Origin of the sequence: Pseudoalteromonas piscicida (assembly GCF_002208135.1) — a bacterium.
GTDB classification, from domain to species: Bacteria; Pseudomonadota; Gammaproteobacteria; order Enterobacterales; family Alteromonadaceae; genus Pseudoalteromonas; species Pseudoalteromonas piscicida_A.
Genome location: NZ_CP021646.1, coordinates 1,445,730 through 1,462,604, shown reverse-complemented (window position 1 = coordinate 1,462,604; position 16,875 = coordinate 1,445,730). Strand labels below are relative to the sequence as shown.

Below are 16,875 nucleotides of genomic sequence, written 5' to 3'. Positions count from 1 at the left end.
CAAGCCAGTGTCAGCCACTGGCTTTTCTTATAATTAGCGCAAGTTATCTTTTAACGCTTTGGCAGGCTTAAACAATACCTTGTTCTGTCCCTCAATAGTGATGGTCTCTCCGGTTTGTGGGTTGCGCCCTTGCTTTGGGGGATGATAGCTTAACGCGAATGTGCCAAGCCCATTGATTTGCATTTGATCACCTTCTGACAAGCGTTTTTTAGTGGCCTGTAAAATGACATTTAACACCGCCTGTGAATCTTTCTTTGTTAATCCACTAATTCCCGCCATTTTTGTAACTAAATCGCTCTTATTCATGCAAATACCTCTGAACCATTGAATGAGCGCAGCAGGCTATGGGTTTCATGGGTGAAAGTCAATATTGATGTTCTCGCCGTATCTTGGTAAAACCCTTACAACCAACTTTGTTAGGATAAAAAATGTCATTTTTAATTGAGTACTTACCGCTTATCCTGTTTTTTGCGGTTTATAAGTTTGTAGATATTTTTTGGGCAACCGGTGTGCTAATTATCGCCTCTCTTATACAGGTCGCACACCAATACATCACTAAGCGAGAAGTCGCAAAACGTCATTGGGTATTCCTAGCGATTGCACTGATCCTTGGTGGGATGACGATTTTCTTCCATGATGAGCAATTTATTAAATGGAAAGCCACTATTATTTATGCCATTTTAGGTGCGGCACTGCTCATATCCAGGTACCTGTTTAATAAAAACTTGGTAAAAGGCGCACTCGAAGGGGTGTTAAAGTCAGTTGCTGAGAAGGAAAAAAGCGAGATTGATATTGATTTACCAGCAAAAGACTGCGACCAATTAAACCTCTTTTGGGCAGTATTACTTTTCTTCATTGCAGGCCTCAACCTTTACGTTGCGTACCACTTCTCTCTTGATTTTTGGGTGAACTTTAAAGTCTTTGGTCTAATTGGGATCACCTTCGTTGCACTCCTCTTTACCATGTTTAAAATTCAAAAATATTTACCTGAAGAGTAACCATTCAAGGTTCATCTGTAGCTGCTATAGTTAACAAATCACAGCTAACTATAGCGGCTTACAGCCGCCAAACATTTTGGGGAACCAGCCTTGAACGCAAGCCAATATCGGTGGTGTGAACTTGTTTTTGTATTCTTTATCCTGCCCATTGTCGCTTATCAATTCCGTGCTCACCTCAATAATTGGCTTTTTCCAGCACTGATTATTTTAATGGCAGTCTGTACACATTTACTGCTAACCGATCCTCATTTCAAACGCTTTAGGTTAACCAGCTTGGGGAATTTTCTTCCGTCAAAAAACGTTTATTCACCACGTTTTTCGCTGGGGCGATGTTTTCAGCCATGCTCTATGGTTTAGTTAGCCAAGGAAATTGGTTTTCCCTTCCGCTCAATTCACCCAGAGACTGGTTATTATTATTAATTGCTTACCCTATTCTTTCCGTCTTACCACAAGAGTTAATTTTTAGGAGCTACTTCTTTCATCGCTATAAACGGATTTTACCCAACAAAAACAACCGAGTTTTGTTAAGTGCATTGGTTTTCGCACTCGCTCACTGTGTATATGACAACTGGATGGCTGTGGCGTTGTCTTTTGTTGGAGGGCTACTATTTTCTTATACTTATGCACACAGCCGCTCTCTTGCCGTGTGTGTGTTAGAGCATAGTCTGTGGGGACTGTGGATGTTTACGATAGGAGTTGGTCAGTACTTAGATTCGGGCGTAAAGTTTTAGTATTTGGGTGGAGCATAAACATCGGCGCATTAATACGCCGATGTCCACAGAACTTTAGAACTTTATTTAGCTAGAAGCCAAAGATACTGAATGCAAAATATTTGGTTGCAACGGTATTAATGAAAATCGCCAATAGGATCACAGGGATGAATGTAGATAGAGAGAAATTAATATATTTCTCAGTAAAACTGCCAACATACCCTTCAGAGCCTTGTGCAAGTTCCTCATTCAAACCAGATTTTTTCCAGCGATAAGTAACGAATAGACACAATAACAGACCATTCAACGGTAAAATAGTATCGTAAAACACGTCGTAGATTAGGTCAAAGAAGCTCTTCTGCGCATCGCCATAACTTACAAAACTTGTAAGCCAATCCACCATCCCAAAAGACATGGTTGATAACACAGTTAAAATACCTGTGGTCAACGCTAAGATAATCAATGCCTTTTTACGTGAAATACATTTTTCTTCCATCAAGGTCGCGGTAGGCACCTCGACAATAGACACTAACGACGTTATCGCAGCAAAGAAAACCAGCAAAAAGAAAGTTCCAGCAACGATTGAGGCACCGACATAGCCAATATCATCTTGCAAAGCCAATAACAATTTAGGTAAATAATCGAAAATCATAGATACTGAAGAGTCCGATAACTTACTTGGATCTGTATTCGGATTGAAACTAAAGATAGCCGGAAGTACCATTAGACCCGCAATAAATGCCACTAATGAATCTGTGATAGCGACCATTTTAGAACTGCCGACAATATCGTCTTTCTTAGAGATATATGAAGCATAAGTGATCAATATACCCATACCCAAAGACAGTGAAAAGAATGCTTGTGATAATGCGCCATTTAATACACTTGCATTCATCTTTTCAAAATCAGGCACGATATAGTAACGAACACCTGCCATCGCGTTATCAAGGGTTAATACGTATGCAACGAGACCAATCAACATGACAAATAACGCTGGCATGAGCAACTTAGCCGCTTTTTCTATCCCTTCTTTTACACCGCCAACCAAGATAAGGTTAACGATCACGCCCACTATCAACATATAGATGAAGACGTTGGTATCATTGATAAACGTACCAAAGTACTTCGGCGAAGCGAGTACATCTAAGTTACCTAAAGCTGTTTGCGCCAAAAAGCCGAAGATCCAAACGGTAATAACCATATAGAAGACTGCAATCATAAACGGCGTGAGTACAGCCAAAAACCCAGCTATTGACCATTTTTTATCATGATTAGATAGCAGCTTATATGCGCCAAACGGGTCTTTTTGGGCTTTCCTACCCATTGCCATTTCGGCCATCATGACAGGTAAACAGATAAACACTACAAATAGTGCATAGATTAGTAAAAATGCCCCACCACCATTTTTTGCGGCGGAAACAGGAAAGCCGACTAAGTTACCAATACCAACCGCAGAACCCGCAGCGGCAAGGATAAACCCTAATCGGGAGCTAAAATGCTCACGGTTTGCACTCATTGCAATCAACCTTATTATTATTTTCTATAAATATCCGAAGGACTCTACCAGTCAAGCTGAGTGTTTTTCAAGTTTAAATGTCTAATCACGTAAAAACTCTGTGTACATTTACTTTTGCACTGAGGGTGTTTTATCGTAGTATTGATAAACGGCCCTGAAAAGCCGGCAAAATACGTAAAAATAACAATAATAACCTAGAAACCAATCCGGAACTAATACTTATGCTTTACATGATCTATTCAACCGACGCTGAAAACTCACTAGAAAAGCGTCTTGCTGCACGCCCCGCTCACTTAGCGCGTTTAGAAGAATTAAAACAACAAGATCGATTGTTTGCAGCAGGTCCATTACCCGCGATTGATTCGGACGATCCTGGTGAAGCTGGTTTTACCGGCTCTTTGGTTATTGCTGAGTTCGAAAACTTAGAAAGTGCGCAGCAATGGGCGAGCGTCGATCCCTATATTGATGCTGGTGTCTATACTGCAAGTATTGTAAAACCATACAAACGAGTTCTGCCATAAAAAGTTTACTGAACGTTAAGTTCAGCAAAGGTTAATTACAAAAGCACTAAATTTGTTTGAGATTTATGAAGTTTAGACACTTAGTATCTATGAAACTGTGGAGCTTAAAATGCGATTGCAACTCACTCTCTTAGCGTTGATTTTGGCGTTCGCTTCGAGTGTAGCAGACGCCAATAGCCGCAATGATAAGAATGTAAAGACAATTACAAAAAAAGAAGCGGTGTCTTTGGCACTTGACAAATATGCAGGACGGACGCTTAAGATTTCTGAAGAAAATCAGTTTTTTGTGGTAAGAATTCTCCAACCAGATGGTCGAATTGTTGACTTAAAAGTAAACAAGAAGACAGGTGAAGTAAATAAGGACTAAGGATGCGTATTTTAGTTATCGAAGACGATATTCAACTAGCAGAAAACCTGCGAAATGCACTAGAGAAAGAAAAATATAGCGTTGACTTGTGTCACGATGGTGAGTCTGGATTATTTCATCTCGAAGAATACCCGTTAGATATGGCAGTAATAGACCTCGGTTTGCCAAAACTTGACGGTATTGAAATTATCCGTAGAGCACGTGCTAACGGTATTAAGATCCCTATTTTGATCTTAACGGCGCGTGACCGCTGGCAAGACAAGGTGGAAGGCCTTGATGCCGGTGCTGATGACTACCTCACTAAGCCGTTTCACGTTGAGGAACTGATTGCGCGCTGTAACGCACTGATTAGACGTAGTGCTGGACAAGCGAATCCAGAGATTAGCATTGGTCCAATTAAAATTCACACTCGCTCACAGCAAGTCTGGGTCAACGATAACGAGCTATCACTAACAGCCTACGAATATAAAGTTTTAGAATACTTAATGGTTAACCCACAAAAAGTGATTTCTAAATCTGAGCTCACCGAGCATATATACGATCAAGACTTTGACTTAGACTCTAACGTCATTGAAGTGTTTGTCTTAAGACTGCGTAAGAAGCTAGATCCTGATGGCACTCTGAACCCTGTTGAAACCCTTAGAGGACGTGGATATAGGTTCAAAAATCAGTGGTAAACAGCTCTCAAATTTCACTTAAAATAAGACAAGGATTTATCCTTGTCTTTGTGCTTATTATTGCCCTTCCCGCGCTGTTTTTCTCCGTGGGCAGGGCTTATTATTCTTCTTTGGTCGATGCAACTGAAAAAACATTAGAAGCCCATCTCTACTCACTTATCTCTGAAGTCGAATTTGTCTCTAACGGACTCGAAATGCCTCGCAGTATTCTTGCACCTGAGTTAAACAGACTGAATTCAGACACTTATGCACTGGTCTATCAGGATAACTCCCTCGTTTGGTATTCCGAGTCGGCTGTCAATCTCTCAATTTCACCTGACTTTTCAGAAAACCAGGCTGGAGCATCTGAGTTTAAGCGAGTTGAATATAATGGTGTACTATTTTGGCAACTTAGCCTAACCGTTATTCTGGGAAATGCAGAGCAATCGCAGCAAGCCCGCTTCGTACTTTTAAAGAAAAATGATGCGTTGATGGAGTTGATGTCAGGGTTTAGAAACACCCTAGTCAATTGGATGCTGGTCATGGGTGTGGTCATCGCTGGCTTAATGGCGTTTGGGTTTGTCTGGAACGCAAGGCCGCTGCAACGACTCGATAGAGAAATCAAAGAGATTGAGGCTGGCGAGCGCGATAAAATCACGGGTCTCTACCCCGTTGAGCTCCTAACAATTAAATCCGACTTAAACTTACTTTTAGAATCTCAAAAGCGCCAAAAAGAGAGGTATAGGGCTTCACTTAGCGACCTTGCGCACGCGTTAAAGACACCACTTGCTGTGATCAAATCCAGTCCGCTGGCAAAAGATGCTGACGCTCAGGAACAGCTAGACAGGATCAATGCGATGATCGAACATCAATTGAAACGTGCTGCGACGGGGGCATCTGATACATGGAAGAAGCAAACATCGGTAAAACCTGTACTTGACTCTATACTAAATGCCATGACTAAAGTGTATCACGACAAGCACATTCAATTTTCGTCCGAATGTGGTGAGGAAGTTGCATTTCTAGGTGATAAAACGGATTTAATGGAAATTCTTGGTAATATTATAGATAACGCCTGTAAAGCATGTGCCTCCTTGGTCGATATAAAAGTGAGTGCACCTAAAAAGCGCCTACTGATCATAGAGATCGAAGATGATGGCCCTGGTATTCCAGAGCATCGCCGCTCAGAGCTGCTGACCAGAGGTGCTAGATTAGACACCTATGAAGCTGGCCACGGCGTAGGAATGGCTATCGTATCTGATTTAGTTAAGTCGTATCATGGCTTGATGCAAATCGGTACTTCCAAACATGGTGGCGCGAAATTTACGATAGAGTTTAACCATGAAAAGAATAATTAGTAGCCTATTGGTATCGGGATTAACCTTTTCCGTGATCGCAGACGACGATGTCATGCTACAGGACTGTACAAAGTATGAGTCAACGCATCCGGAAAAAGCAAAAAAGTTCCTGATGTGTCTTGATAGCAACATCAACTTACTTGAACGTCATCGTCAAACCTGGATCACTAAGTTATTGCTAGATACTAAAAAGTATCAATCAGACACAGGTAATACTCAGATCTTGCCAATTATGGAGCGTGCCCTTCGCAATCAGGAAGAATATATGGAAGACAGCTGCCGGTGGCGATACTTACTAGACATGCCAAATGCAACACGCTCAGCGACGGCTTACAAAAATTGCAAAATCGCATTTTTAAAAGCACACATCATCGAGCTCAAAAGCAGTAAAGTATTGAAAGAAGATTTGAGTCTCTAACACATTTTTTATTAGATTATTAGGTGTCGAGCCTCAGTAATCTGAACTTCAGATAATAACGAATAAAATGCTTAGAAAAGGAGCTGCTTATAGCTCCTTTTTATTTGCCGAATCTCAGCGTTACTAAGTTTGCTTACTCTCAGATTGTTCTGAACCGAGAAGGATTGCAAGCCATCTCCCCTCCTCGCTCGTTTCCAGGGCAATCTTCACAACCATGGTAAGCGGCACAGAAAGCAGCATACCCACTGTTCCGAGTAACCACCCCCAAAAGATTAACGAGAGAAACACTACCAAGGTCGATAAACCTAATCCTCGGCCCATAAACCTCGGCTCAATAATGTTGCCCATCAAGGTATTAATACAAATGTAACCCACAGCAACAATACCGCTTATCAAGGGTCCTTGTGTCACCAAGGCCAGTAAAACAGGAGGTACAGCCGCAATGATTGAACCGATATTGGGAATATAATTAAGTAAAAATGCAACTACGCCCCAAAGCACGAAGTAATCAACACCTAATGCCCATAAAAAAACTGCCGCTACGACACCAGTAGCCAATGAAACAAGCGTTTTTATCGCCAAATAGCTATTAATAGAATCTAAAAACCTATCTACTTGCTGCATTTTCATCTCAGGGTCGTCTAGTGCGAGATGTACTTTGTGACCCAAGGAAGGCGCCTCAAAAAGCATAAAGACGACAATGAGCAGAATTAAAAAACTATTTGCCATCACACCACCAAAGCCAGTCAACATGTTGGTCGCTACGTCGATTAGCTTATTCGGGTCTAGCATGCTAATAAGTTGTTGTTTATTCAATAAGATATTGTAGTTCGCAGCAGTATTTACCAGCCAAACGAACTTTTCTTGTAAGTCTTCTTTATAAGTTGGCAGCTGCTTGGAGAAATCATTAACAGATTGCCCGACAAGTCCACCAATACTTGCACCAATTAAGATCACAAGTGCGATAATAACCAAAATGGCCAGACCTTTTGGTATTTTAAAACGCGCTAAAAACTTGAGCATTGGATTACAGATAATTGCGATGAATGCAGCCAATATAAACGGGACGACAATCTCTGTAGCAAGCTTGATACCACCTAACACTAAAAATAGCGAGGCCAAAACCACCAGTGTTTTGTTAATTCCAGTCAGTGAAGACACAGTCCACTCCTTTTACTTTTTTACCATTCTAAAACAAACCACCTATAATGAAAATGAGTGATCTAACTCCTTGCTAAAACGTAGGTTTATTTGATTACAATAAAGAGTATTGAGAATGAATATATTCATAACAGGCGCAACTGGATTAATTGGTAAAAAGCTATGCCAATTTTTAGTACACAAACATAATCTGATTGTACTGACCCGTTTGCCTTCAAAAGCTGCAAGCCTATTACCAAGTGGGGTTAGCTGCGTCACCGATACCGATGACGTCGACTTTAATGAGCTTGATGCGGTCATTAATCTTGCGGGTGAACCAATAGCCGATGGCCGGTGGAGCAAAGAAAAAAAACAAGAGATCTACAATAGCCGGATAAAAATTACTGAGCAAATCGTTGCTGCGATAAACACTGCGACGTCACCGCCCAAAGTGCTTATTTCAGGCAGTGCAATAGGTTTTTATGGACGTCAACCAGATAACTTGACCATCACTGAGGATTTTAAGGATTACCATGATGAATTCTCTCATAGGCTGTGCCGAGATTGGGAAGATACTGCCTTTAGAGCCGAATCAGGCCAAACTCGAGTTTGCGTATTAAGAACTGGCATCGTGCTTTCAAAATCGGGGGGGCTTTAAATAAAATGTTACCACCTTTTCGATTTGGGGTTGGCGGTCCGATTGGTTCAGGAAAACAAGTGATGTCTTGGATCCATATCGATGATATGATCCAGGCAATACTTTATACCCTTAAACATGATGAGATCAGCGGTGCTATTAACGCAACAGCACCTAACCCAGTATCAAATAAGCAACTTTCCCAAGCCTTAGCACGCGCAATCTCGCGACCGTGTTTCTTTACAGTACCACCGTTTATACTCAAATTGGCTTATGGCGAAATGTCAGAGTTGCTATTGTACGGTCAGTGTGTCGTACCAAAAAAATTACTCGATGCAGGTTATCGATTTCGCCATGACCAGATTGAAGATGCCTTGAGCGCACTTAATTTATAACTTATGCGCAAGACCTTCGTCAGTAGGTATATAAAGCTTTTCTCGTGTTAACACTTTATCCAGATAATGTTTTGTTTCATCATACGGCAAACCTTTGTCTAGCGCTGCTAAGACGTTATCTGGCGATAGTGAATTAATCACCTTTGCCGCTTTTGTGATTGATCTCGAGTCATCGGCATTAAAAACGCGAGCGACATTGCCAGCTCCTGTATTGTAAGCTGCAATCATGCAATACTTACGGCTAAGTGGGTGCTGAATTTTACTCAAGTAGCGTTTATCTAGAATGTTAAGGTAAGCTGTCCCAGCCTCAATATTGTTATCCGTCACATATAAATAAGGCGCCGACATAGGTTCATCGCGATTGTACAGCATACGATTCACATCAACACCCGCACTCGTCGGTACTATCTGCATCAAACCAAACGCAGGTATGTGTGACTTTGCCATTGGGTTAAAGTGGCTTTCGGTGTGCATAACCGCAAAAATCAAACTTGGCTCAATATCAAAGCGCTTCGCTTGTGCATTCACTTGGCTAACATAACGCTCTGCTCGATGCTTGGAAAGCTCAGTCTGTTTGGGTAGCTTAAGAACGATTTCAGATACTACCGTTGCTTCACTTTTACCTGTATTACTTGCCGTTTCTAATAGCTTTTTAAGGCGTTTTTGCTTTAACAATTCAAGCTTTTTCTGTTGTGCTTGTTGTTGAGCCTCTGCTAATTTTGTATCTTCGCCGTCGATGATGGCTTCATCCGTCTGACGTTCTATATAGCGTTGCTGTTGTTCGAATTGACTATCTATTTGCTTTTTCGCTGCGATCAACGCTTTTGCACGAGCAGCGTTATCCACTTCACGTTTCGTTGTTTCACTTTGGTTTATCGCGAGCGTATCAGCATTAAATACATCAATTACTGCACGGTCTTTCGCGATAAATTCCTTATATAGGGCTTGAAGTTGAGCCTGAGATACCTTTTCATCTGCTGCATGCCGAATGCTTACTACCAGCTCATTGGCTTCAAAGTCGACAACCATTCTGGATGATAAATCGTCACTGTAGGTGACAAATGCAGCTTGATCAGAAACAGTAATATCTCCCCACTGTTGGATCACATTATCACGAAAGGTATCGTACTCTGCAAAGTGCTCTTCGACATAATCAGCAAACTCACTTAATTGTTGGCGCTTATATTGCTCAAACTCGCTCTGCTCTTCATCACTCGGCTCGGAGGTTTGCCATCGTGACATTTTCTCTGACAGCTCCTCAAAAAGCTGAGCTTGACTCGCCACTGCACTTGGAATGGCACTTAACGCCATGACTAAAAATGAGTATACCGATTTGCGCATAGAGCGTTCCTTTCAAAAAATTAAAGCGTGAAACTCACGCTTTAATTAGTTAGCCTTGCAATTTCCTTCTCAAGATCTTTTTCCGCTTTGTAAGCTTTAAATTCTTGATATAAAAACTTTTCATCCTGAGGGTTTACACTGCGCTTACTTTCTTTGATCAAATCTTTGAAAAGTTCTTTAGTCTGATCAGGTGATAACGTCGTCAATGCACAGAAATAATCTTTACCAGAAATATCGATTACATCGGCCTTAACGATACGAGAACCATTTAATGTTTGTTTGGTAAGTTGTTTGGATACAGAGCTAAAGGTTGCGCCTACCGTTGTGTCCTCGTTTGCATCTGTACGGTTCGCGAATGTCTTATCGAGGCCTTCGACGCGAGTTTCAATCTGTTGGGCAAGAGCAAGACGTGCGTTTGCAACCGCCATCTTTTGATCGATTGAAATATTACCTGAGTATTTCACACAATCTGCTGCCGCTATACCGTCTTCGATTGTTGGATTAAGAACCCATTCTGGAATATTAACTCTTGGGCTTGAAGCCGCATCGTCTTTACTTGAACTACAAGCCGATAGCATCCCTACAACGGCCACTGATATAAGTAGTTGTTTTGCTTTCATGTTGGGTTCCTTAATTGCCCTGGTTACGGAATAAAATCTATCAAAAAAGTCATTGATTAACAGTAATAAATTGTAAAAACGATTTTTAACAATTTAGCACTTTCAATTCAATTTTTTACTATTTAATTTATTGTTATATGATTGAACACAATAACACTGCCATTATAAGAACAAGTATGCAAGGAATGCGATTCCAAATTGATTTATATAACTTCATGATAAAACTCTTAATCTTTACAGGTTGCTTGATTCTGAGCGGCTGTAACTTAACCCCTAAAGCCAACAAGCAGGCCATAGAATACGCGGAGCAAGGAGACTTTATCTCAGCCCAACAGCGTATTGACTATGCCTATAAAAGCTCATCTCGTGACGAGCTATTGTATTATCTTGAATCAGGTATGTTAGCTCATTTACAACACCATTATGAATTAAGTAATCAACATCTTTCTCACGCAAAGGAAATCATTGAAGCCGCTTACACTGTCAGCATCAGCGACCAGCTTTTTTCTGCTTTTACTGGCGCAAGTTACAAAAAATATACTGGCCGTGCTTTTCATAAACCCATGATCCATACATTAATGGCGCTTAATTATGCGTCGTTGGCAAACGCATCTGCTGTAAACCGTGTTGCTTTTTATGACTCTGCACTGACAGAAATGCGGCAACTGGATTTATATCTCTCTCAATTACAGCAACAAACCGGAGGCTACGTAAATCAACAAAAAGCGGGAAGTGATATTGAGCAAATTTTTAAAGCCATTTTTAATCAACCATTTATCAGCGGTGAACTTGAGTATAAAGACGATGCATTTGCACAGTATTTAAGCGGCGTTTTATATGAGCAACAAGGCGAGCTAGATAGTGCTCGGATCCAATATGAGCGAGCGGTGAGCGCATACAAAAATGGCTTTAGTAAACAATACAAACTAGGTCAATATGCAGGTCAACAAGCACAGCAAGATCTCAACAGAATGGTTGCAGACAAGGAAGAAACCTACTTCACATTAGTTCAAAGCTTAGGTGTATCACCGCAGCGCAAAGAGTTTAACCTTTACCTTAGACCTGATGAAGAGGCACAAGCGATAGTGATTACACCGATTTATTGGGGAACAAAAGAAGAACGCCAAGCTCAGTTCACATGGTTTAATTTAATGTTTGCTGATACCAGCTTGTTTGATCTCATTCAAAACTATGCAACGGGTGACTTTAGTGATGTTGTATTGGGCACTGTCACAAAACGCTTGCCTCTCGGTAATAAATTATGGCAAAAAGCCGTTGACGAAGGGGTGATTGATGCGCTCAAGTATGGCAGTAGAATCTCGGTTACTTACTTACAACCTCATAAAAACGATATCCAACATGTTGCGCTTTTCGCAAACGGACAAAAACTTACAGAATTACACCCCTTTTATTCGATAAACTTACTCACACTGTATGACGCGCTAGGTAATGCCAATATGGAAATTTACACCGCTATTTCTCGAGAAGTGTTAAAAGCAGTCACAGCAAGTAAAGCTATAAAGCAAGTTGGCGTCCAGCAGAACTCGCTGTTGGCAGGGCTTGCTCAGCTAACATCATCTGTCACCAACGCCATTACCGCGTCGGCAGACACAAGACAATGGCAATCTTTACCCAGTGAGCTTAGAGTGGCTCGAGTAAAATTACCCGAAAATACTACTCACCTGCAATTGCAAACCCAATTAAGGACTGGCAGAGTGATTAAACAGGATATACCGCTGACTCAAACAGCGCCATTGATCAGCCACATTCGTACTTTCACCGGTGTAGCTGAACCAGAAAAACAAAATTATTTATCATCTTTAACTAACATGGACTGAATACATGAAGCCTAAATTTGCAGTTAAATTAGTTGTCCCAATGCTCATCGCGTCTTGCGCAACGATGACTGGTTGTTCTTCAACAACCAAAGTGAGTCGCGTGGACACCAATGAAGAAATAGCGCTTTCAGATAAATGGAATGCCAAAGACTCCCAGTTAGTTGCTGAAGCAATGATAAGCGATATGCTCGGCTTCCCTTGGGTACGTGAACACCGTGCTAAAGAAGGCTCTCGACCCGCTATCATTATTCAATCTGTTCGTAACAAGTCGCACCAGCATATTGCAGTTGACACTTTTTTAAATGACCTTAAGCGCGCCATATTGCGAAGTGGACAAGCTGACTTCGTCGCAAACCGCTATGTACGAGATGAAATTCGTGAGGAAAGGCGAGACCAAGAACTCAATTCAAGCCTCGAAACTCGTAATGAGATCGGTCAAGAGCAAGGTGCTGATTATGCACTATCCGGCACGATTAACTCATTTGTTGATGAACAAGGTGGTAGTCGAGTCACTTTCTACCAAGTAGATCTTCGATTAATAGACATGACGACTAACCGAGAGGTGTGGAATGGACAGAAGAAAATTCAAAAACTTCAAGAGCGCAGCGGGTATGGTTTCTAAGCGTATAGCGTTACCTCTGTGTATTCTACTTAGTTTATCGGCCTGCCAGTCTACTAAGCAGGCTGTGGCAAAGGAAGAAAGCTTACCCTCTTGGGCTACACAGCAACCGAGTTCCGATTATCTAGTGTATGGCGTTGGTTCAGCAAGTCATATTGTCGATAGGACAGAAGCCAAACTTGCCGCCCAAGAAGCAGCAAGGCTGGCGATTGCTAAGCAGTTAAATGTTGAAATTGAAGGTACAACACAAGTTGCTCAGAGCCAGGATAATGGCGATTTTTCCTATCGAGTGGACGAGATTTTATATTCTCGAGTTCCAAGCATACAATTACAGGGGGTCAATATTGAGCATGAGTTTTACTCATCAGAGCAAAAAACGGCCTATGCCCTTGCTTCATTTAACAAGGTTGAGTCGAGAATGCACGCTGAGCTTGATATTAGGCAGCTCGACGAAGAGATCAGTAACACGACCATTTCGGCATTAACCAATTCCGAAAAATTAAAAGAAGCGATGGCAATTAAGAGATTAATTGCAAAAAGACGCAAAGCAAACGAATATCACAGGCAATTAGGCGGTGGTAGTATTGCCATACCAGCCACGGTGAGCAACAAAAATAAAATGCTGAATGATTTTATGCAGTCAATAACTTTTAGTATTTCATCAAAGTTTTGGGGACAGGAATCTATCCGCCACCAGCTAGCCGAGAGTTTGACTCAGCAAGGTCTTACTGTCGTGGATGAAAAGCAAAGTGCAGACTTTCAAATTGATTTTAGCGTTGATTTCGAAGACGTGAAGAAAAACAACACTTATTATGTTTTTGCCAACTCGAGTTTAAAGCTCATGGAAAACGATAAAGAAAAGGCGCACGTTACTGCACAAATAAAAGCAGCTTCCAGTTTTGAAAACATGGCTAAGTCTAATGCCGAAGAAAAGTCAGCAAAAATGCTGAGTAAAAAGCTGACGATGTTGATCATTGATAGCAAAATCTAAAACAAGGCCCTTTTACAGGGCCTTACTTTTGTCTATTACTAAAATGATTTAACCACTTTAACGCTGCCATCTGCAGCACCGGAAGACACAAAGCCAATTAGATTAGGATTACTCGCAACTAGTTTGAGTACCTCAGCATCATCAGCGGCTTCTTTTGGCGGTGTCCCTTTGCCAGTAAATACTAGCTTTGACCAATAAGCTTTAAGCTGACTCGATGATTTATTAAGTACTTTTTCATTAAACTCATCAGTTACCGCCGCGCCATCCGCCTGTGTTATCGGAAGTGCTTTTGAGCCATCGGAAAAAGACTTTGATTTACCAATAAAAATTTGCTTAATTTCGTTTTCATCAAGTGTAGAAGTATTGGCAGGATTGACAATGACATCCACGGCTAGGCAACTAAAAGTGCTGCAAAGTAGAGTAAGTAAAAATAATTTTTTCATGCTTCTCTCCTTAAAATACCATGTCGATGCCAATTGTAATGGCTTTACTATCACCTGCGACCGCTAAACCAACAGAGTTATCTTCTACCTCATCGTACTGAATCTTGAACGCTGCTGAGGAGTGGAAATCCCAACGGATCCCAAATGAAGTGGTTTCATGGCTTTCAGCATCCTCGCCCTCGCCTTCAAAGTCTGCATAAGATACAAATGGTGTAATATTGTCAAAGCGATAGCCCAGTGTCAGCATCTTGGTGTCTAGATTACCGTCTAAATCCAATCGATTTAGCTCAGATAAAATAAAGAAATTTCCCCAGTCTGCATTTACCGCTAAACCATAAAACTTACCATCTCGCTCATCACTCCCCTCCCATAGGACAGGCTCTCCAGAACGATATCGCTGGTTGGTGTAACGCATATGGGTTAAACGTACTTCAAGCCAGTCATTACTGGTTTGAATTACGCCGCCTAGAATGTCTTTCCAGATTTCTCTAGTTGGCTCGTGAAAGAAAAACTCGCTCAACAGCTTATTGTCATCATCGTCTTCTTTACCGGCGTAAATATTCCCGCTTAATGACCAGTCGCCTATACTACCGCTGTAAAGCATATTGACGCCATTATAATTAAAGATTTGCCAGGTGTAGTTGTCCGCGGGTGCACGCATCCAAATATAGGCGTAACCCACATCATAAAAGTCGGAATAGTAAAATAGCGGTAAGCGCTTTTTACCTGCTTGGAAGGTCCAATTTTCATTGATCTCATAGGACAGATAAGCCCACTCAAACTTTGCATCAAAATCGTCTGCGCCGCGCGCAACAATTTGACCAGTAACGCTTAAACCTTCGGTTAGATCTGCACTAAATTGAAGGCCCATCAGTGTTTCAGGTTCAAATGAGATATCCTCGTCGTAAACACTGACGATAGGATAATCGGCGAGAAATATTGGATCGTTTATTCCGAATTGTGGAACACCACTTCCACTCAACACCTTACCAGCATTGATACTTGCGAATCCGGAAAAGTTAACCTCTGCATGCCCTGAAAAACAGGCAAGGCAAAGGGTACAACCTAAAGCTAGTTTCATCTTCATTGTGATTCATCCCAATTGCTTGTTCTACAAGTACTACATTGCAAGTATAGTTAAATTTAAAAAAATGCTAGCAAAAGCAGCAAATTGATAAAAATATTTGCAGAAAAAGGGATGAAATAGGAACAAAAAGCAGCTTACGCTGCTTTTTTACAACTAAGATTCGTCGTTATAATAACGCTCAATTTGGTCCTTCAAGTTAGGCGGTACACCTTTAATCGTAAGCGTATCAGTCGCAGCATCATAAATAACCCGCTCACCCAAATGCTTACGTTCAAAGCCAACGCTGACTCCACCGCCAAGCCCAGAAAATTTCACCATACTCGTTACTGTCTTTTTATCGACAGGAAAGCTTTCTTCCAGCTCATAGCCCTGCTCTTTATAAAAATCTTCAAACTTTACGTCTGAAGACTTAGAAAGCGTCTCGGACAGTGTATTAACATCCGCATCCTCGCCGCTTGAAACACAGTCGTTACAGTAATCAAAAATCTCCTTGCGGATGTCGTCTTTTTCAGACTTTTCAAATTGCTGTGTAGACAAGTAATCCTCAACCGCGTGCAACATAGTTTGCGATTGCTGCTTTGGATCGATCCCCTCTTCACAACCAAGAAAATCTAAAAAGAAATCAGCAACTTTTCGACCAGCACGCCCCTTAATGAAGGAAATATAACGGTTTTCTTCTGCAGCGGTATCCCAAGCATCTAAATCGATTCTAGCAGCCAATTGCATACGTGAAATATCTAAGTGCTTTGCTGCGGATAAGTCTAAGTCTGAGGTAATTGTGTAATGTTCTTTAATATTAATCAGTGCAATCATAATAAAATTGCTGGCAACATACTGATAATGACAAAACACTAAATACCCAGTTTCATGAAATGCATATTTATTAAGCTCTTCTTTAAGCACATTGGTTGCTTCTTGGGTTAAATTCCAAAAGTTAAGCTCGTTATTTCTATAACTCTGCATCGCAGACGCGACCACACTGCTTTTTTCGCCGCTAAAAGCACAGAACCCTTTACCCGGTTTGCCATTGTAGGCATGATGCAATTGTTCAATGAAAACATTAACTTTGTCATTGATTTGCATTTCATCGTCACGTAGATGTATTTCGGTATCTTCGTCTTGTTTGTCTACATAGTGAACAACTAGTTTTTTTACCTCAACGCTCATCTTTGTTTTTCACGCCTCTAATGTTAAAATGTAAAAATTATTGCTTTTATAAA

17 protein-coding genes and 2 pseudogenes are annotated in these 16,875 nt (G+C 41.1%); 11 read left to right on the top strand and 8 right to left on the bottom strand.

Translation table 11 applies throughout. The features are described 5' to 3' along the window. Positions 1-33: 33 nt before the first annotated feature. Positions 34-306, bottom strand: coding sequence for an HU family DNA-binding protein (locus B1L02_RS06975; protein ID WP_088530445.1), 273 nt, complete (start codon positions 304-306; stop codon positions 34-36). A 122-nt stretch (positions 307-428) separates the two neighbouring features. On the opposite strand from B1L02_RS06975, the gene B1L02_RS06970 reads away from it, so the two are divergent. Continuing rightward, positions 429-998: an inner membrane-spanning protein YciB gene (locus tag B1L02_RS06970; RefSeq protein WP_010374069.1), complete on the top strand. Its 570-nt coding sequence runs from the start codon at positions 429-431 to the stop codon at positions 996-998. A 90-nt stretch (positions 999-1,088) separates the two neighbouring features. Then, positions 1,089-1,729 (top strand): annotated as a pseudogene (locus B1L02_RS06965) (CPBP family intramembrane glutamic endopeptidase). 70 nt (positions 1,730-1,799) lie between these two features. Here B1L02_RS06965 and B1L02_RS06960 read toward each other — a convergent pair. After that, positions 1,800-3,224, bottom strand: a complete 1,425-nt coding sequence (locus B1L02_RS06960) for a sodium-dependent transporter (protein ID WP_010374065.1) — start codon at positions 3,222-3,224, stop codon at positions 1,800-1,802. A 221-nt stretch (positions 3,225-3,445) separates the two neighbouring features. On the opposite strand from B1L02_RS06960, the gene B1L02_RS06955 reads away from it, so the two are divergent. The 5 genes from B1L02_RS06955 (at position 3,446) to B1L02_RS06935 (ending at position 6,544) form a co-directional block, all read left to right on the top strand. Next, positions 3,446-3,745, top strand: a complete 300-nt coding sequence (locus B1L02_RS06955) for a YciI family protein (protein WP_088530444.1) — start codon at positions 3,446-3,448, stop codon at positions 3,743-3,745. Positions 3,746-3,854: 109 nt separating this feature from the next. Beyond that, positions 3,855-4,112: a PepSY domain-containing protein gene (locus tag B1L02_RS06950; RefSeq protein WP_017219141.1), complete on the top strand. Its 258-nt coding sequence runs from the start codon at positions 3,855-3,857 to the stop codon at positions 4,110-4,112. Between the two features lie 2 nt (positions 4,113-4,114). Beyond that, positions 4,115-4,789, top strand: a complete 675-nt coding sequence (locus tag B1L02_RS06945; RefSeq protein WP_088530443.1) for a response regulator transcription factor — start codon at positions 4,115-4,117, stop codon at positions 4,787-4,789. Beyond that, positions 4,783-6,126 (top strand): ATP-binding protein, encoded by a 1,344-nt coding sequence (locus tag B1L02_RS06940; RefSeq protein ID WP_088530442.1) that lies wholly within the window; start codon positions 4,783-4,785, stop codon positions 6,124-6,126. The genes B1L02_RS06945 and B1L02_RS06940 overlap by 7 nt, the downstream gene beginning before the upstream one ends. Then, positions 6,110-6,544, top strand: a complete 435-nt coding sequence (locus B1L02_RS06935; RefSeq protein ID WP_088530441.1) for a hypothetical protein — start codon at positions 6,110-6,112, stop codon at positions 6,542-6,544. Before B1L02_RS06940 ends, B1L02_RS06935 begins: the two co-directional genes overlap by 17 nt. Before the next feature lie 123 nt (positions 6,545-6,667). Here B1L02_RS06935 and B1L02_RS06930 read toward each other — a convergent pair whose 3' ends face one another. After that, positions 6,668-7,705, bottom strand: coding sequence for an AI-2E family transporter (locus tag B1L02_RS06930; RefSeq protein ID WP_088530440.1), 1,038 nt, complete (start codon positions 7,703-7,705; stop codon positions 6,668-6,670). Positions 7,706-7,820: 115 nt separating this feature from the next. Here B1L02_RS06930 and B1L02_RS06925 point away from each other — a divergent pair. Beyond that, positions 7,821-8,716 (top strand): annotated as a pseudogene (locus B1L02_RS06925) (TIGR01777 family oxidoreductase). Here B1L02_RS06925 and B1L02_RS06920 read toward each other — a convergent pair. After that, entirely contained in the window at positions 8,711-10,057 is a 1,347-nt protein-coding gene (locus tag B1L02_RS06920) for a murein transglycosylase domain-containing protein (protein ID WP_088530439.1), read from the bottom strand. The pseudogene B1L02_RS06925 and the gene B1L02_RS06920 sit on opposite strands and share 6 nt — an antisense overlap. Before the next feature lie 41 nt (positions 10,058-10,098). Further along, entirely contained in the window at positions 10,099-10,677 is a 579-nt protein-coding gene (locus tag B1L02_RS06915) for an LPP20 family lipoprotein (protein ID WP_088530438.1), read from the bottom strand. Between the two features lie 215 nt (positions 10,678-10,892). On the opposite strand from B1L02_RS06915, the gene B1L02_RS06910 reads away from it, so the two are divergent. Genes B1L02_RS06910 through B1L02_RS06900 form a run of 3 tightly spaced genes read left to right on the top strand, consistent with a single transcriptional unit; the run spans position 10,893 to position 14,125 of the window. Further along, positions 10,893-12,515 (top strand): hypothetical protein, encoded by a 1,623-nt coding sequence (locus B1L02_RS06910; protein ID WP_232003155.1) that lies wholly within the window; start codon positions 10,893-10,895, stop codon positions 12,513-12,515. Positions 12,516-12,519: 4 nt separating this feature from the next. After that, the gene (locus B1L02_RS06905; RefSeq protein ID WP_088530436.1) at positions 12,520-13,137 is read left to right on the top strand and encodes a penicillin-binding protein activator LpoB; all 618 of its coding nucleotides are present in this window, start codon (positions 12,520-12,522) and stop codon (positions 13,135-13,137) included. Beyond that, the gene (locus B1L02_RS06900; protein WP_223191897.1) at positions 13,085-14,125 is read left to right on the top strand and encodes an LPP20 family lipoprotein; all 1,041 of its coding nucleotides are present in this window, start codon (positions 13,085-13,087) and stop codon (positions 14,123-14,125) included. The genes B1L02_RS06905 and B1L02_RS06900 overlap by 53 nt, the downstream gene beginning before the upstream one ends. A gap of 38 nt (positions 14,126-14,163) precedes the next feature. Here B1L02_RS06900 and B1L02_RS06895 read toward each other — a convergent pair whose 3' ends face one another. The 3 genes from B1L02_RS06895 to yejK form a co-directional block, all read right to left on the bottom strand. After that, a complete protein-coding gene (locus tag B1L02_RS06895) occupies positions 14,164-14,568 on the bottom strand; it encodes a phosphate ABC transporter substrate-binding protein (RefSeq protein ID WP_088530434.1) in 405 nt (134 codons plus the stop codon). 10 nt (positions 14,569-14,578) lie between these two features. Next, complete coding sequence (locus B1L02_RS06890; RefSeq protein WP_088530433.1) at positions 14,579-15,655, bottom strand: porin; 1,077 nt, start codon at positions 15,653-15,655, stop codon at positions 14,579-14,581. Positions 15,656-15,808: 153 nt separating this feature from the next. Then, a complete protein-coding gene (gene yejK, locus B1L02_RS06885; protein WP_039497545.1) occupies positions 15,809-16,822 on the bottom strand; it encodes a nucleoid-associated protein YejK in 1,014 nt (337 codons plus the stop codon). Positions 16,823-16,875: the final 53 nt, after the last annotated feature.

Excerpts from the sequence above, each read along its gene's own strand:
- B1L02_RS06975 (WP_088530445.1), bottom strand. The coding sequence starts at position 306 with ATGAATAAGAGCGATTTAGTTACAAAAATGGCGGGAATTAGTGGATTA.
- B1L02_RS06970 (WP_010374069.1), top strand. The coding sequence starts at position 429 with ATGTCATTTTTAATTGAGTACTTACCGCTTATCCTGTTTTTTGCGGTT.
- B1L02_RS06960 (WP_010374065.1), bottom strand. The coding sequence starts at position 3,224 with ATGAGTGCAAACCGTGAGCATTTTAGCTCCCGATTAGGGTTTATCCTT.
- B1L02_RS06955 (WP_088530444.1), top strand. The coding sequence starts at position 3,446 with ATGCTTTACATGATCTATTCAACCGACGCTGAAAACTCACTAGAAAAG.
- B1L02_RS06950 (WP_017219141.1), top strand. The coding sequence starts at position 3,855 with ATGCGATTGCAACTCACTCTCTTAGCGTTGATTTTGGCGTTCGCTTCG.
- B1L02_RS06945 (WP_088530443.1), top strand. The coding sequence starts at position 4,115 with ATGCGTATTTTAGTTATCGAAGACGATATTCAACTAGCAGAAAACCTG.
- B1L02_RS06935 (WP_088530441.1), top strand. The coding sequence starts at position 6,110 with ATGAAAAGAATAATTAGTAGCCTATTGGTATCGGGATTAACCTTTTCC.
- B1L02_RS06920 (WP_088530439.1), bottom strand. The coding sequence starts at position 10,057 with ATGCGCAAATCGGTATACTCATTTTTAGTCATGGCGTTAAGTGCCATT.
- B1L02_RS06915 (WP_088530438.1), bottom strand. The coding sequence starts at position 10,677 with ATGAAAGCAAAACAACTACTTATATCAGTGGCCGTTGTAGGGATGCTA.
- B1L02_RS06910 (WP_232003155.1), top strand. The coding sequence starts at position 10,893 with ATGATAAAACTCTTAATCTTTACAGGTTGCTTGATTCTGAGCGGCTGT.
- B1L02_RS06905 (WP_088530436.1), top strand. The coding sequence starts at position 12,520 with ATGAAGCCTAAATTTGCAGTTAAATTAGTTGTCCCAATGCTCATCGCG.
- B1L02_RS06900 (WP_223191897.1), top strand. The coding sequence starts at position 13,085 with ATGGACAGAAGAAAATTCAAAAACTTCAAGAGCGCAGCGGGTATGGTT.
- B1L02_RS06895 (WP_088530434.1), bottom strand. The coding sequence starts at position 14,568 with ATGAAAAAATTATTTTTACTTACTCTACTTTGCAGCACTTTTAGTTGC.
- B1L02_RS06890 (WP_088530433.1), bottom strand. The coding sequence starts at position 15,655 with ATGAAGATGAAACTAGCTTTAGGTTGTACCCTTTGCCTTGCCTGTTTT.
- yejK (WP_039497545.1), bottom strand. The coding sequence starts at position 16,822 with ATGAGCGTTGAGGTAAAAAAACTAGTTGTTCACTATGTAGACAAACAA.